Below are 14,766 nucleotides of genomic sequence, written 5' to 3'. Positions count from 1 at the left end.
ATTGCGGGTTTTCCATTCCGGCCCGGACTGATATGACCGGGCCATGACGATGCTGCTCAAGATCACGGGGCTTGCCGCACTGTGCTGGCTGATTGTCGGTGCATATGTATACATGAGCCAACGCAGACTGGTGTATTCTCCGACCCAGGACATGCGGACCACGCCAGCGGATGCGGGCCTGCCTCATGAAGACGTGTTCCTGACCACGGCGCAGGGCACGCGCATCCACGCATGGTGGACGCCTTGCCCGGACGCACGCCTGACCGTGCTGTTCTGCCACGGCAACGGCGGCAATCTTTCGCACCGGGTGCCCACCCTGCAAATCCTGCATGAACTGAACGTGAACGTGCTGGCGTTCGACTATTCCGGATACGGCCAGAGCACGGGCAAGCCGTCCGAAACCGCAACCCGTGCGGACGTTGACGCGGCATGGAACTGGCTGACGCAGACCCGGGGGATCGCCGCAGGCTCCATCGTGCTGCTGGGCCGCTCATTGGGCGGAGGCGTGGCAGCCGACCTTGTCGCACGGCTGGCGGATCAGGGAATAAACCCGGCAGGAATGATCATGGAATCCACGTTCACCTCCATCCCGGACATGGGCGCGGACAAGTACCCGTGGCTCCCGGTCCGACTGCTGGCCCGGTTCCGGTACGAGTCGGCCAGGGCTCTTGAACGGACAAGGATTCCGGCTCTGTTCATCCACAGCCCGGACGACGACATCGTGCCGTTCGCACACGGCAGACGCCTGTTCGAAAAATATGAAGGCCCGCGCGAATTCCTGCAAATCCATGGCGATCACAACTCGGGCTACATGGAGAGCGGCGAAATCTATCGTGCCGGACTGGACCGGTTCCTGACCCGGCTGGCAACCACGGTTCCGGCCCGGCAATAACTTCCTCCCGAAAAACTTTATACACCGATTTCATTGACTATTTCTCATTGTGCACGAGTCTTGCTTTGTCCCGGGCACCTGTGAAGGAGGTGCAAAAATGACCGGTATCGCCATTGACATGATCAACCCCGGAATGGAACGGGGCACGAATCGCATTCAGGAACTCAAGGCCCGCGCCAAGGACAGCCTGCACGAGGCCCTGACCGTGGTGGAGCAGAACGCTCCTGCCCGCGCCGAGGCCGAAGGGCTGCTCGCCATGAACCTGGACTTCTCGGGCATGGACCCGGATTCCACGCATATGCTGAATGCGGATCGGGTGGCCGACCTGATCAGCGATCCGTTTCTGGACGAAATGTAGCCCCACGCCTTTCAAGGTTGTGGAAATCCCGGAAAACCGGGCATGTTGCCGTCTTGCCTCGCCCGATGATCCCCCTTGGTATGACCGGGTGATTGTCTTTTGCATTTCGTTTCGTATACGATACTATTTCAGCAAGTTGCATGCCAGTCCCCTTTCGGCGGGCTGGCATGCATTTTTATTTCCCGCAAAGTCGAAGGGTTGAGGAAAACCTGTTCAAAAAATCCGGAAAACCACTTTACACATGGTTTGGGAGGGCATATGTTTCAGTCAAGAGTCAAGGCCCGCCCGGGACTCCGGGTCGATGCGAATTGCAACGGAGGGTGGGAGGAAATAATCGACGAGAACTGCTTCCACATCTGGCGGAACGAGCCGCCCCGCGCTGCAAAGAGCGCCGTGCGCCAACAAGAGCGCGCCAGGGTTTCATAGAACGATATTTTGAAATGAGGCCCATAGCGGCACCGGCCATCCGGACGGGCGCACAAACAAAAAAATCGAAATGGAAAAGTCCCCGTAGGCAAAGGTATCTGGACAACTGACCAATGATGCTTACTATGGAGGTACAAGGGGGTCGGCCCCATGAGATATTGCGGGAGCAACCTTGACGGAGGGTATGCCACGATAAACGGTAAATCCCATAAATCCGCGAGACGAGTCGCGACACAGAAAAACAGTTAGCGTGCGCATCGACTGACGGGCGTTCCCAAACAAGCCGTGAGTCACCGGGTCATCCGGAAATGCGCACGATTTTCTTTGCCTTTTCCCTCTCGAAAAAACGCCTTTTCCCAAGCCCTTGCCTCGGGCCGTGTTATTTTCAACTCCCCCACCGCCATTTTTGCTGGAAGCCTTTCCGGCCTTGTGCTGTATGGAGAAATGGTCGGCTTCGCATTGTCCGCTCCGGTGCGAAACGCCGTGTCGATGTTCCTTTTGTTCCAAATGTTCGCTTTTTTTCCACAGAATGTGCAAAAACAGCGTTGACAAGCGAAAAAGCATGCCTATCTTTCATGCAGAACAAAAAAAGGAGGTCGCTATGGTGATGGATTTCAATACGTTGTACAACTTTCCCTTCCGCTTCGACAGGCTGATCGACGAATTCTTCAAATCGCCGGAAGCCGAAGGCCGAAGGCTGGCGTACCCTCCGCTCAACCTGAGCAGCGACGACGCCAACTTCTACGTCCGGGCCGAAATTCCGGGCGTGGACATCAAGGACATAGAGCTGACGCTCACGGACAAGACCCTGGTCATCAAGGGGGAACGCCAGACCGAACAGGGCCGATACTATCGGCAGGAACGCCCGGCCGGAGTTTTCCACAGGGTCGTGACCATTGGCGCAGCCGTGGATCGCGAAAAGGTCTCCGCCAGCATGACCAACGGCGTGCTCACCGTGGTCCTGCCCAAGAGCGAACAGGTCAAGCCCCGGACAATCAGCATCGAAGCCGCGTAAGAAGGAGGTACGGACATGAACGAAGTAATGAAAAAGGAAGAACGGGCCGTGCCCACCTATCGCCCGGCCACGGACATTCTGGAACGCGAGGACGGATTCTACATCTACATGGACATGCCCGGCGTGGACAGGCAGCAGCTTGAGATCGACCTGAACGGCGATGAACTGACCGTGTCCGCCGTGACGTCCATGCAGCTTGGCGAAAACGAGCATTTTTCGGAAATGCAGTTTGGCAACTGCGAATACAGGCGGGTCGTTTCCCTGTCCGACATCGTGGACCGGGAACGGATCAAGGCCAATCTTTCGGATGGCGTGCTGGAACTCCACCTGCCCAAGGTCGAGCGCATCCAGCCCAAGCGCATCGAAATCACCAAGGGCTAGCAGCCCCCTTCTCCAACTGAAAAGGGCCCGGCCGCAACCTCGCGACCGGGCCCTTTCCCTTCCGAAAAAGAGTCTACTTCACCCGTTCCACTCGCGCCCCGAGCTCGCGGTCGGGCTTGAGCTGGAAGATGCGGTCCACGCTGTGGGAAAAGCTGTCCATGGGATGATGGCTGATCACCAGCACCTGCACGTCCAGCCGATGGGCGATCTCCCTGATGATCTGCATGAACCTCGGCACCAGCGAAGGCTTGAGCCAGCAGTCCTGCTCGTCCAGCACTAGAAACGGGCGATGCCGCTCGGCCGGAAGCTGGGACAGGGCCACGAGCCGCAGACCCACGGACAGGATGTTGCACACGGAACCGCCCTGTCCGGTCAGGATGTCCTCGATCTCGTCCTCGTTGCCCTGATTGTGAATCTGGAAATGTATCTGGAGCCGGTTGTTCCTGACCTCCCGCAAGGTGGACACCACCCTGTCCTGGCCCAGTATCTCGCGGATGGCGTGGGTCAGATTGGCCTCGATCTCGTCCAGTATCTTGCCGAACAGGGCTGTGGCCAACTCTTCGAGCGTGTCCCGGGCCTTGGGCGCAAGGTCCAGAAACTCGCGCACGGAAACCGCCTCCTCGCGCAGGCGATGGTGCTCGTCCACGCGGGTCTGTGCCTGTGCTTCCAGCAGGTGCAGCCGACGTTCCAGCGCGTCGAGATCGGGCAGAGGGGCGTTCGCGTCCACGGCCTATTTGCCTCCGAAGCCCTGCTCCACCTCGGCAAGGGCCTGCTGCACTTCCTGCACATGGTTGCGGTATTCCGCGACAACCCGTTCGTTTTCCTGCCGTTTGCTCTCCAGAAGCGCTTGCAGTTCCCTGGGGTCGGCAGTGCCGTACTCGGCCAAGGCTCGCTGCTCCAGTTCTTCGAGCTGCCGCGAAAGGTTGGCAATGTCCTGCTCGGTGCGGACCTTGCGTTCCTTCAGACTTTCATAGCGATTGCGCAGTGCATTGAGTTCCTGCTCCAACCGCGCGTCGCGGTCTGCGGCTCCGTTGTTGGCGTTATTGTTCATCACCTTGAACGACCTCCTCGTAAAGCTCCCATATCAGACGGGCTTCAGGTGTTTCATGGGAAAGATTGTCGGACAGGAACTGGCGCAACCCCACGCCCTCGCGCGTGCGTCGCCATGCCAGCCGTTCCAGTCCCTCGATGAACCGGGATTCGCCCTCGGCCTCGTGCTCCTCGGGCGGAAAATCCTGGTCCGGAAAAACCTCGTTGAACGCAAGATGCGGCACTTCCCAGCGTTCCAGTTCCTCGCAGCCCGGGGTCCAGACAGCTGCGGCCGGGGTGCGCTCCATGGTGTGGCGGGAAAAGGTCAGGCGCGTGATGTTCCCGGGATTGGCCCAGATGGTCGCGCCCTTGCGCACCGTGGGCTGGGGACGGTGGATATGACCGTTCACCAGCCAGTCCACGCCCGGAATCTCGCGGATGCCGTATGCCTTGTCCAGAAATTCGGGAAACCGGATGTTGTGGTGCGCGACCCAGAGCACGGTTGCCGGGCAGTCCGCGTCGCGCTCGTATTCCCTTGGCAGAGGCGTGCCGTCCGGACTGGCGCACACGCGCACCCGGCCCTGCGGGGTCTGCAGATCGAACTGCTCGCCCTGTTCCTTCATGAGCCGAATCACGCCAGCGGCTTCGAGCACGGCAAGGGACACGTCCGGGGTGAATCGGGACTGGTACTTGTCGTGATTGCCCACCAGCACCCACGCCATGCGCGTCTTTGCAGCCTCGCCGAAAACGCGGATCAGTTCCACAAGCATCCTGTTGGAGTTGTCCCGGGGCCAATGAAACAGGTCGCCCAGAAACACGGGCACCATGTCCAGTTCCCGGGCACGCGCAAGACACGCCTCGACCTTGCCCAGAATCTGTTCCAGATACCCGTCCAGCCGCTGGCCCGGCGACGTGTCCGCAAGGTGCGGGTCCGCCACGAGGAACAGGCCGTTTCCGGTTACCGCATCAATCATGGCAGCCTCCCCGGTCCAGCAGGTCGCTTGCGGTCATGTCGCGCCCGCAGGTCGGACATTTGCCCATGCGCTCCACGGCCCGCTCCACCTCGGCGCGCACGCCTGCCAGTTCCGCATCCACTCCGACCAGCTCGTCCTGCACCCGATTCCGGGTCGCACGCAGGGACGCCAGATTCCGGGCCAGTTCGTCCAGACCGCCATCCGCAGTCGGCACAGGCGGTTCCGCAATCTTCCCCAAGGCTGCTCCCTGTCGCTTCAGACGACGCATCCGACATTGCAAGGCAAGCATTTCATCAACAAGACCGGAAAGTTGCCCCGTGCGCGGCAGTTCCGGGACAGGAAGAAGCTCCTGCAACGGAGCCTTGCGGTCCTTTGCGGTCTGCAGGGCGGATTGCAGCGCAGTCATGTGCTCCAGAAACCGGGCAAGAGGCTGCGTGGAACCGGGTTGCGGCAGCGGAGCCAGCGAATCCAGAGCCACACGCACGTTCCGGGCATGATCCAGACCGCGCCCGACACGCTCCATCCGGCCAAGCAGATCGTCCAGCCCGCGCGTGGGCGCAGTGTCCGGCGGCATGGTCACGCCATCCAGCACCTCGGCGATGCGGTTGCGCTTCTCCAACTCCGCAACCAGACTGCCACGACGGGCCAGAAGCTGTTCCAGAGCCGGTATTTCGCGTCCGAGCCGATCCAGCCGGGCGCGGCATTCCCGGGCACGTTCCATGACCAGATTGATGTCCGGCAGCAAGGCAAGCGCATCAAGATCGGCCTCGACTTCGACACGCCGCTGTTCCAGCCGCTGCTCCTCGCGTCTGGCCTCCTGCGTACGCCGCTTGAGCGCGTTCTGCATGGCCAGCAGATGCGCGCTTTCCGTGGATGCGGCAAAGAACGCGGCCGTGTCCGAATCCGGACGGTTGAGCAGAAACACGGGCTCGCGCTGGTTGCCGACGTGCACGTCCACATCCCTGCCCCCGTTTTCCAGCTCCACTGCGTCCAGCCGCAGGGCCTCGCGAATTTCCTCCGGCACCTTGCCCCGGCCGAGCTTCCAGAATTCCTCGGGCTCTTCGGCCCCGGCCTTCCACAGCTCGTAGCCCGGGCTGCGCTTTTTGCGGATCCAGACCACGCGCGTACCATCGTCCAGTTCCACCGTGACCCGTGCTTCCCTGGCGCCGTGGCGGATGAAATGCCGGGGTGCGGGATTGGAGGCCACGCACCGCAACGCCTCCACAACCGCGGACTTGCCCGTGTTGTTCGGGCCGGTCAGGGCCGTGACCCCGGAATCGAGCTCGATCTCGGTCATGGCGTGGGCCATGAAGTTTTCCAGAATGATTTTGCGGATCATGATCTGCCGGGGTAGCGAGATGCGGCTGCGGCCGCGCCTCTGGTTCCAATCGAAAAACACATGATGAAAACGCGTTCGGGCACCCTGTCAGGCTCAGGCATTGCACCGCAGATACGGGCAGAAATCAAGGGCCTGTTCCGTCATGGCCGTATCCTGCCCGGTTCCCTTGTACAGTGCCAGAGGCGGCTCGACAGCCATGCCGGGACCGCCCTGTTTTCTCGCCTCCATGAGTACGATCTTCGCGGGCTCGTGGATTCGGCTGTGCACCAGTCGCATGCGCTTGGGCTCCAGCCCGGCCCGATCCAGCCCGGCCATGAGCGCAGGCAGCCGTTCCGGCAGATGCACGAAGCAGAATTTTCCCCTGGCCTTGAGCGCACGGGCAGCACAGGCGGCAAATGCGTCGAAATTTCCTTCCGCCTCGAACCGCGCGGCCTTGCGTTCCTCGCCCCGGCTCGCCCTGCCGCGCCCAAGCTCCCGATACGGCGGGTTGGCCACCACGAAATCCAGCACGCCTTGCGGCCGCCACTCGGCCACATCCGCCCGCTCCACGGAAAACCGGTCCTCCAGCCCCAGAAGCGCGCCGTTGGCCCGGGCGCACTCCACGGAAGCGGAATCGCATTCCACGGCAACAAGCCGTACCCGCTCATGACGCAGCAGCAGTCCGAGCCCGACCACGCCGCACCCGGCTCCGATATCCGCGCCCTCGCCCTTTGCTCCGGGCTGACAAAAGCACGCCAGCAGCAGGGAATCCAGCGAGAAGCGGTATCCGCCCTCGGGCTGGGCCAGTCCACGCGGGAAACGGTTCCGGGCCTGTTCGATCATGCCTGCCTCCGCCGCAAGCGCGACCGGAACATGTCCACGAACACCACCGCCTCTTCCATGCCGAGCATGCGCGCCGCGACAATGTAGGCGACCACCCAGCCCGGAATGCAGACCACCCACCAGAACGACCATGCCGCGGACGCATGCGCCCCGACACCGATCAGCGCACTGAGCGCAACGATTCTGATCACGCCGGACAGCCCGGGCAGGCCCCCCTTGCGCCGTCGGCGCAGGCACAGGGCCAGCAGCAGGAAATTCAGCAGGGACGACGCGCTCACGGCCAGAGCAAGCCCCACATGGGCCAGCGGAAACATGAGCCACGCGCCCAGCCCGATGTTCGCCACGAGGCAGGCCACGGCAATGCGCACCGGGGTGCGCGTGTCCTCAAGGGCATAGAACGCGGCCACCAGCGGCCGGGACAGGGCAATGAACGGCAGGCCCGCGGAATAGGCGATCAGGGCGCTTCCCGTGGCCTGCACGGCCTCGGCGCTGAATGCCCCGCGCTGGAACAGGAGGCCGATCAGGGGATCGGCAAGCGCGACCAGCCCGGCCGCCGCAGGCAGGGCGATGAACAGGGTCAGGGACAGGGCCGACGACAGCGCGGAATCGAACTCGTCAAACCGCTTTTCCACGGCCAGTTTTGCCAGACTCGGCAGGGCCGCCGTGCTCACGGCAATGCCGAACACGCCCAGCGGAAACTGGACCAGCCGATCCGCATAATACAGATAGGATACGCTTCCCACGGGCAGAAACGACGCCAGCAGGGTGCCGAGCAGAATGTTGAGCTGATAGACGGCCGCGCCGAACACCGTGGGCAGCATGAGCACGCCCATGCGCGCCACGCCCGGATTGCGCCACGACCACGCCCCGCGCCAGCGAAACCCCCGTGCGTGCAGAAACGGCTGCTGCATGAGGAACTGGGCCGCACCGCCGACCAGCACGCCGAAGGCCATGGCATAGGCCACGTTCCAGCCCATGAAATACCCGAGCAGCGCAGCCGAGATCAGGGCCACATTGAGCAGGCACGGAGCCAGCGCAGGTCCCAGAAAATGATCCGAGGCATTGAGAATGCCCATGCACAGGGCCACCCCGCAGATGAAGATCACATAGGGAAAACAGATGCGGACAAGGTCGACGGTCACGCCGAACTGTTCGGGATTCTTCGCAAACCCCGGGGCAATGGCATAGGTGAGCGGCCCGGCCAGCAGTTCCACGACCACGGTCACCCCGGTCAGGATCACGCACAGCCAGATCATGGCGGAACGGGCCATCTCCCGCGCCGCTTCCTCGCCCTGTTCTTCCCGGATGCGCGAAAAAACCGGGATGAAGGCCATGGTCAGCGACCCTTCGCCAAACAGCCGCCGCAGCAGATTCGGGATGCGAAAGGCCACGAAGAACGCGTCCGCGAACACGCCCGCCCCAAGGGCAAAGGCCACGATGATGTCTCTAACAAACCCCAAGCCCCGGGAAATCAGGGTCGCCCCGGCCACAACCGAGGCATTTCTGGCGATTTTTCGTCCGTGTTCGGTCACGCTTTCCCCATTTGCCGGGCCAATCCGGCCAGCCGGTCGCAAAATCAGTCTGGAAAAATATTAGAAAAAATTTAACCGCATGTTTTCAATGCTGTTTAAAAACAAGGCACACGCATTCCCGCAAAAGGATTCCGCCAACGTCCCGAAACGCATCACCCTGAAAGAACAGGAAATGTTTTTCCGGCAAAATCCTATTGCCAAGGCCGCCAATCCCCCATCCCTGCCCGAAGGCCTGCGGAATGCGCCACGGACGTCCTTGCACTGAACCGCAATGACCACAACAGTTACTGCAAGCTATTTTCCGGGCTTCAGGCACTGGCAGTGCGGACAGAACGTGGAGGTCCGGCCCGCGACCGTGCGCGCCTGAAGCGGCGTGTTGCAGCAGGTGCACGGACAGCCCTTGCGACCATACACGCGAAAGCTGTTCTGGAACGCCCCGGCATCGCCGTCCGCGTTCACGTAGTCCCGGATCGAGCTGCCGTTCTCGGCAATGGCCTGCCGCAGCACGCCCTGCAATTCCGAGAACAGCCGCTCCAGCCTGTCCATGCCCAGCCTGTCGGCCTTGGCCTCGGGATGAATGCCAGCGCGAAACAGGGACTCGTCCGCATAGATGTTGCCCACCCCGGCCACCACGGACTGGTTCAGGAGCAGTCCCTTGATTCCGGCCTTGCGACTGGCCACGCGACGGGCCAGCTCCCGAGCCGGAGTCTCCAGCGGTTCCGGGCCGAGACGTTGCAGAAAATCCCATGATTCAAGCTCACCCGGGCCAAACGCCCGGACATAGCCGAACTTGCGCGCATCCGAAAACATGAGCCGCGACCCGTCATCCAGACAAAGGAAGATGCGGTCATGGCTTGTGGCGGCACGCGCCGGGCCATGCACGATGCGGCCTGTCATGCGCAGATGGAATCCGAGCACCACACCGCCGTCCAATTCCATGAGCAGGGCCTTGCCCCGGCGATACACGCGGCCCACCCCGCGCCCGCAGGACAGGGAAACAATGCGCTCGGCCGAATCCGAGAGCCGGGTCAATCCCGGCACATCCGCGCCCGAGATCGTCCTGCCCTTGAGGGAACGGTCCAACCCTCTGGCGATGACTTCAACTTCCGGCAGTTCTGGCATATTCGATGCCTACCTGAAAACGCGGGCGGAGAAAAGCGGGAACCAGCGCTCCCCTCTGTGCCCGGAATGTGCTGTCATCCCCTGTTTCCCAAGGGGCTTTTCCGACACCATTCTACTGTTAACCATTTTGAACAACTGGATTTCAAACCTATCGAAAAGCTATCGATATTTGATTGTTTCCCTGTGCGGGGATTACCGGCACACCGCTTTCAGGAATGCGGATGCGTCGTCGGGGTTGCAGCTCACCCAGTAGGCGAGATCGTCCCTGTACCAGATCAGATGAACCTGCCCCATGCCCGAAAAGCGGTAGATCGGGATGCCCGCATGTTCCAGCCGTCCCGGGTCGGAAAACGGGGATTTCGGGTTGTCGAACATCATGTGCACCATGAGTCCGGTCTGACGCCGGGCTTCCGTGGCCGATGCGGCACGGGACACCCACAGTTCGGCCGGACGCTCCCCGGGCCGGGCATATCTGGCGACCACGGCAGCCTCGGCCTGAATGCGCTTGCCGTGCAGGTCGTCCACCGCCTTCAGGGCATCCGCGCCGGACAGCAGACTGATGCGCGCCATATCCCCGACCACGTCCGGAGCAAGGCCGGACAGGTCCGCGCCATTGGCCGGAAGAGGCAGGACAAGGCAGACGAGAAACAGCAGGGAAGGAAACAGGGAGGGCCTCCGGCGGTCCCTTCGGGAGGACCAGGGCTCTGCCCTGGACCCGCAAGGGGCTGAAACCCCTTGACCCCCCCTGAGTTTGCCGGGAGGCGGCCGTGCGGACCGATTCGCTCCCGCTCATCGCCCCGCCCGTCCGCCTCCCGGCAAACGGGCTGAAGGGAATGGTAATGAAAGACATGTTTTTTTCTTCCTTTTCCTGAGGATTGCCCTTCTTCCGGCCACGCCGCAAACGGGCCTTGCACGTTGCCTGAGCCAATCAGCGGCGCAAACCAGAAAGTTTCGGATTCCCAACCCCTTTTCAAAGGGTTTGAGCCGCCGGAGGCCTCTTCTACAAATCCACCAGTTCCACGTCCGCTTCAGCGATGGGGGTACCCAGAAAACGGGTTCCGGTACGGGCAAAGCGCGGCACATCGTCGGTGGTGAGATAGACAGAGGAGCCGCAGCCGTTGCTGCGCACCAGATTGCGATCAGCCAGAACCTGACGCACGGCCCGGGCGGTCGTGGCAGCGGAATCCACGATGGCAGTGCCGGGCGCGGCCACGTGCTTGATGGCCGGGGCGAGCAGCGGGAAATGGGTGCAGCCGAGCACGAGCACATCGGGGGGCTCGTCGCTGCCCGTGCCGGACGCGGGATTGAAGATCGGGTCCAGATAGCGTGCGGCAATGGCCTCGGCAATGGGGCCTTCGGTCCAGCCCTCCTCGGCCAGCGGCACGAACAGGGGGCAGGGATGGCCCGTGATGCTCGCCCCGGGCAACCGGGCATGGATGGCGCGCTGGTATGCACCGCCCGCAATGGTGGATTCCGTGGCAATGACCGCAATGTGTCCGTTGCTGGACGCAGCGCACGCAGCCTCGGCCCCGGGCTCGACCACGCCGATCACGGGCAGGTCGGGATAGGCGGCCCGCAGGCTGTCCAGAGCCACGGCACTGGCCGTGTTGCACGCCACCACGAGCAGCTTGATGTCCCGGCGCACGAGTTCGGCCGCGCACTGGACCGCGTATTGCGACACGGTACGCGCGGACTTGGAGCCGTAGGGCAGCCGGGCCGTGTCTCCGAGATACAATATGTTTTCGCACGGCATGAGCTGACGCACGGCCTTGAGCACGGTCAGCCCGCCAACGCCGGAATCGAACATGCCTATGGGAAGATTGTTCGGCATAATGAACCTGTCTGCTGAAGTGAAAAATCGCGCCGAGATCAACACATTTCCCGCGAAAAACCAAGCCGGAAATCCGCATGTTTCCGGGATGGAAAAACCATGGTGAAGCAAGGCATACCATGATTCGGCTTTTTCGTGGAAAAAAGGGACGGCACAAGGTATATTGCCATCGTGATCCATTATCTGCGCGAAAAACGCTGGTTTTTCATCACACTGGCGGTCATGGCCGCAATGCTGCTCGTTCCGGCTCCGGAGGGAGTCTCTCCGGCTGGCTGGAAGGTGCTGGCCATGACCGTGGGCGCGACCATGCTGTTCGTGACCGAACCGATTCCCCTGCCCGGCGTGGCCCTGCTCATCGTGCTGGGGCAGGTGTTCCTGCTCGGGCTGGATTCCAACAGCGTGGCCCGGAGCCTGATGAAGGATTCGGTGCTGTTCATCATGGGCTCGCTCATGCTGGCCGTGGCGCTGGTGAAGCAGAATCTGGACAAACGGCTGGCCCTGATCATCGTGCGCATCACGGGCTCGGGCACCTATGCCATCGCGTTCGGCCTGTCCGTGTTCTCCGGGCTGCTCGCCTCGTTCATCGGCGAGCACACGGTCGCGGCCATGATGCTGCCCGTGGCCCTGTCCCTTGTCCAGCTCGCCACGGACGATCCGGGCGAACGCCGCAAGCTGGCCGTGCTGTTCCTGTTCTCCATTTCCTATGCCTGCGCCATGGCCGGAATCGGCACCCCGTCCGGCGGGGCGCGCAACGCCATCATGATCGACTACTGGCGGGACTTCTTCTATGCCTCGGACGATCCGGCAACCTTCGAATACAAGGTCAGCTACCTGCGCTGGATGATCTTTGCCTATCCCGTGTTCCTGATCCAGCTTCCGTTCATGCACCTGATCCTGCGCTTCACGTTCCGCACGCGCATCCGCGACCTCGGCCCGGCCGTGGCCCAGCTCAGGGAACAGGTCGGACAGGAAGGTGCGCTTCAGGGACGGCATTACGCGGCCATTGTCCTGTTTCTGGCAACCCTGGTGGGCTGGGTGGGCTTTTCCGGCAGCGTGGGCATGGGCACCATTGCCGTACTCGGGGCCGTGCTGTTTCTGGTGGCCGGGCTGGTGCGCTGGTCCGACCTGAACTCCGGGGTGAACTGGGGCGTGGTCCTGCTCTACGCCGCCGCCATATCCCTTGGCGTGCAGATGCGCGAGACAGGCGCGGCATCCTGGGTGGCCGGGCTGTTCATGGACCTGTTCACACCGCTGGGCATGGGCAGCGGCACGGGGCTGCTCTTTGCGGTCATGCTGCTCACGACCCTTGTCACCAACACCATGAGCAACGGTGCGGCCGTGGCCGTGCTCGGTCCCATCGTCCTGAGCATTGCGGCCGGCAGCGAAACCAATCCCCTTGCCGTGGGATTCGCAACCGCGATTTCCTCGGCCTTTGCGTATTTCACGGTCATCGGCACCCCGGCCAGCACCATCGTGCATTCGTCCGGGTATCTGCATTCCCCGGATTTCCTGCGCGCGGGCTGGCGGCTCGCCCTGCTCTCGTTCGCGATACTGCTGCTGGCGTCCAGATTGTACTGGCCGCTCGTGGGCCTATAGGAGAGAGGAGATGAACACCACCTGCACCCCGAATTCCCCGCGCATCCTCATCTGCATCGGCGGCGGTCCCGAAGCTCTGGCCGGATTGGGATTTGCCGCACGCATCAATGAACGCGAGTGCTCGGACATCGCCCTGCTCTATGTCCGGCCCGTGGACAGCGGCCTGACCTCGGGCGGGCTGGAAGTGCGGGTGGCGCGGGAAAACATGCTGGGGTGGGGACTGGAACTGCCGGGCTTCACCCAACTGCGGCAGGCCCGGGACATTCTGGCCGAACTCGGAGAAATCAAGGAGGGTTCGGGCGGGGAATGGACCCACCGCGACCTTTCCGGCGACCCGGCCGGAGAATACGTGATCCGCTACGAAAGCCCGTGCGGCGGACAGGTCAGCCTGCGGCTGCGCGCGGCAGAGGACGTGACCTCGGCCGTGGTGGACGAGGCGAACCGGTTCCGTTTCGACCTGCTCATCGTGGGCGGCTCGCAGGAGGCCCCGCCCACGGGATTCAGAAAGCTGCTGTCCCGCAAGTCCCTGGCCCTGCGCCTTGCAGCCCATGCTCCGTGTTCCGTACTCGTGGCGCGCAACCTGCGGCCCGATCAGGGCGTGCTGATCTGCGTGAACGATTCCGAGCGCAGCCTCGCCATGCTGCCCAAGGCGGCCCGGTTCGCGGCAGCATGCGGCTGTCCCGTGACCGTGGTGTCCGTGGCCGAGGACGAGACCGGCATGGAAGCCGCGCGCAAGGCCGCGAATCACGCGGCAACCCATTTCCGGGAACAGGGCCTGACGCTTCGGGACGTGCTCACACCCGTGGGCGATCCGGTCGCCACCATCGTGGAAATGGGAGCGCCCATGTCCGTGATCGTGGTGGGCGAATCGGACAAGCCGTGGTTCGCGCGCACGGCATGCGTTGCCCATGCCGTGGCCGAACACGCCGCCAATTCCGTGCTGGTGGTGAAATAGAAAAAAGCGGCGCATCCCGAAAAGGTTTGCGCCGCCCGAAGGAAATCAGCTTTCAAACGCCTTGCGCGCGATGTCCGCGGCAAGGTCGATGCGCTCCGGCGTGGCCGGGGATTCGCCCTTGTCGAATCCCTGATCGGTCATGCGCAGTCGCGCGGTCCAGGGAATGTCCGCAGCGGCAAGGGTCTTGCTGGCGCAATCCAGAGGACAGCCGTCCATCACCAGCACCTTGTCCGCGTCCTGAGCAATCTTGATCTTCTTTTCAATGCCTGCGGCCATGGACGCGAGGCAGAACATCCTGCCCACTCCGTCGCGGGTCAGTCTGCGCGCGGTCTGGTCCGCGATCTCGCCCACGTCCGCGCAACCGGAACAGCTGAAAATGAGTTTTGCGAATTTCGGGTCTCCAGCCATATGGTCCTCCTTTACAGTTGCATGATTGCCCACATGATCACATGACCGGACAGGAAAACGCCGCCGTCCGCATAGTGGCAGACGGC

At 62.6% G+C, this 14,766-nt stretch carries 16 protein-coding genes; 6 read left to right on the top strand and 10 right to left on the bottom strand.

Translation table 11 applies throughout. The features are described from left to right. Positions 1–43 precede the first annotated feature (43 nt). The 4 genes from MPN23_RS13940 (at position 44) to MPN23_RS13925 (ending at position 3,072) form a co-directional block, all read left to right on the top strand. The gene (locus tag MPN23_RS13940; protein ID WP_243544792.1) at positions 44–892 is read left to right on the top strand and encodes an alpha/beta hydrolase; all 849 of its coding nucleotides are present in this window, start codon (positions 44–46) and stop codon (positions 890–892) included. A gap of 97 nt (positions 893–989) precedes the next feature. Then, on the top strand, positions 990–1,250 hold the full coding sequence (locus tag MPN23_RS13935; protein ID WP_243544791.1) for a hypothetical protein: 261 nt from the start codon (positions 990–992) through the stop codon (positions 1,248–1,250). A 1,027-nt stretch (positions 1,251–2,277) separates the two neighbouring features. Then, positions 2,278–2,691: an Hsp20/alpha crystallin family protein gene (locus tag MPN23_RS13930; RefSeq protein ID WP_243544790.1), complete on the top strand. Its 414-nt coding sequence runs from the start codon at positions 2,278–2,280 to the stop codon at positions 2,689–2,691. 15 nt (positions 2,692–2,706) lie between these two features. Beyond that, entirely contained in the window at positions 2,707–3,072 is a 366-nt protein-coding gene (locus tag MPN23_RS13925; protein WP_243544789.1) for an Hsp20/alpha crystallin family protein, read from the top strand. A 73-nt stretch (positions 3,073–3,145) separates the two neighbouring features. Here MPN23_RS13925 and MPN23_RS13920 read toward each other — a convergent pair whose 3' ends face one another. From MPN23_RS13920 to murI, 9 genes are all read right to left on the bottom strand, one after another. Further along, a complete protein-coding gene (locus MPN23_RS13920) occupies positions 3,146–3,799 on the bottom strand; it encodes a P-loop NTPase family protein (RefSeq protein ID WP_243544788.1) in 654 nt (217 codons plus the stop codon). Between the two features lie 3 nt (positions 3,800–3,802). Further along, positions 3,803–4,123, bottom strand: coding sequence for a hypothetical protein (locus tag MPN23_RS13915; protein ID WP_243544787.1), 321 nt, complete (start codon positions 4,121–4,123; stop codon positions 3,803–3,805). Next, positions 4,113–5,075, bottom strand: a complete 963-nt coding sequence (locus MPN23_RS13910; RefSeq protein ID WP_243544786.1) for a metallophosphoesterase family protein — start codon at positions 5,073–5,075, stop codon at positions 4,113–4,115. The genes MPN23_RS13915 and MPN23_RS13910 overlap by 11 nt, the downstream gene beginning before the upstream one ends. Next, positions 5,068–6,414, bottom strand: coding sequence for an AAA family ATPase (locus MPN23_RS13905; protein WP_243544785.1), 1,347 nt, complete (start codon positions 6,412–6,414; stop codon positions 5,068–5,070). The genes MPN23_RS13910 and MPN23_RS13905 overlap by 8 nt, the downstream gene beginning before the upstream one ends. Before the next feature lie 93 nt (positions 6,415–6,507). After that, positions 6,508–7,236, bottom strand: coding sequence for a tRNA1(Val) (adenine(37)-N6)-methyltransferase (locus MPN23_RS13900; protein WP_243544784.1), 729 nt, complete (start codon positions 7,234–7,236; stop codon positions 6,508–6,510). Further along, positions 7,233–8,768, bottom strand: a complete 1,536-nt coding sequence (murJ, locus tag MPN23_RS13895) for a murein biosynthesis integral membrane protein MurJ (protein ID WP_243544783.1) — start codon at positions 8,766–8,768, stop codon at positions 7,233–7,235. Before murJ ends, MPN23_RS13900 begins: the two co-directional genes overlap by 4 nt. Before the next feature lie 294 nt (positions 8,769–9,062). Beyond that, on the bottom strand, positions 9,063–9,890 hold the full coding sequence (gene mutM, locus MPN23_RS13890; protein WP_243544782.1) for a bifunctional DNA-formamidopyrimidine glycosylase/DNA-(apurinic or apyrimidinic site) lyase: 828 nt from the start codon (positions 9,888–9,890) through the stop codon (positions 9,063–9,065). Between the two features lie 192 nt (positions 9,891–10,082). Continuing rightward, positions 10,083–10,460, bottom strand: a complete 378-nt coding sequence (locus tag MPN23_RS13885) for a hypothetical protein (RefSeq protein WP_243544781.1) — start codon at positions 10,458–10,460, stop codon at positions 10,083–10,085. Between the two features lie 430 nt (positions 10,461–10,890). Continuing rightward, positions 10,891–11,721, bottom strand: coding sequence for a glutamate racemase (gene murI / locus MPN23_RS13880; RefSeq protein ID WP_243544780.1), 831 nt, complete (start codon positions 11,719–11,721; stop codon positions 10,891–10,893). A 135-nt stretch (positions 11,722–11,856) separates the two neighbouring features. On the opposite strand from murI, the gene MPN23_RS13875 reads away from it, so the two are divergent. Beyond that, complete coding sequence (locus MPN23_RS13875) at positions 11,857–13,317, top strand: SLC13 family permease (RefSeq protein ID WP_243544779.1); 1,461 nt, start codon at positions 11,857–11,859, stop codon at positions 13,315–13,317. A gap of 10 nt (positions 13,318–13,327) precedes the next feature. Next, on the top strand, positions 13,328–14,272 hold the full coding sequence (locus MPN23_RS13870; RefSeq protein WP_243544778.1) for a universal stress protein: 945 nt from the start codon (positions 13,328–13,330) through the stop codon (positions 14,270–14,272). A 45-nt stretch (positions 14,273–14,317) separates the two neighbouring features. On the opposite strand, the gene MPN23_RS13865 is transcribed toward MPN23_RS13870, so the two are convergent. Further along, on the bottom strand, positions 14,318–14,680 hold the full coding sequence (locus tag MPN23_RS13865; RefSeq protein ID WP_243544777.1) for a putative zinc-binding protein: 363 nt from the start codon (positions 14,678–14,680) through the stop codon (positions 14,318–14,320). Between the last annotated feature and the right edge of the window lie 86 nt (positions 14,681–14,766).

It is taken from the genome of Pseudodesulfovibrio tunisiensis, assembly GCF_022809775.1.
In the GTDB taxonomy this organism is placed as follows: Bacteria; Desulfobacterota; Desulfovibrionia; order Desulfovibrionales; family Desulfovibrionaceae; genus Pseudodesulfovibrio; species Pseudodesulfovibrio tunisiensis.
Note: the sequence above shows the minus strand (reverse complement) of the source record. Positions and strands in the feature narration are given on the sequence as shown.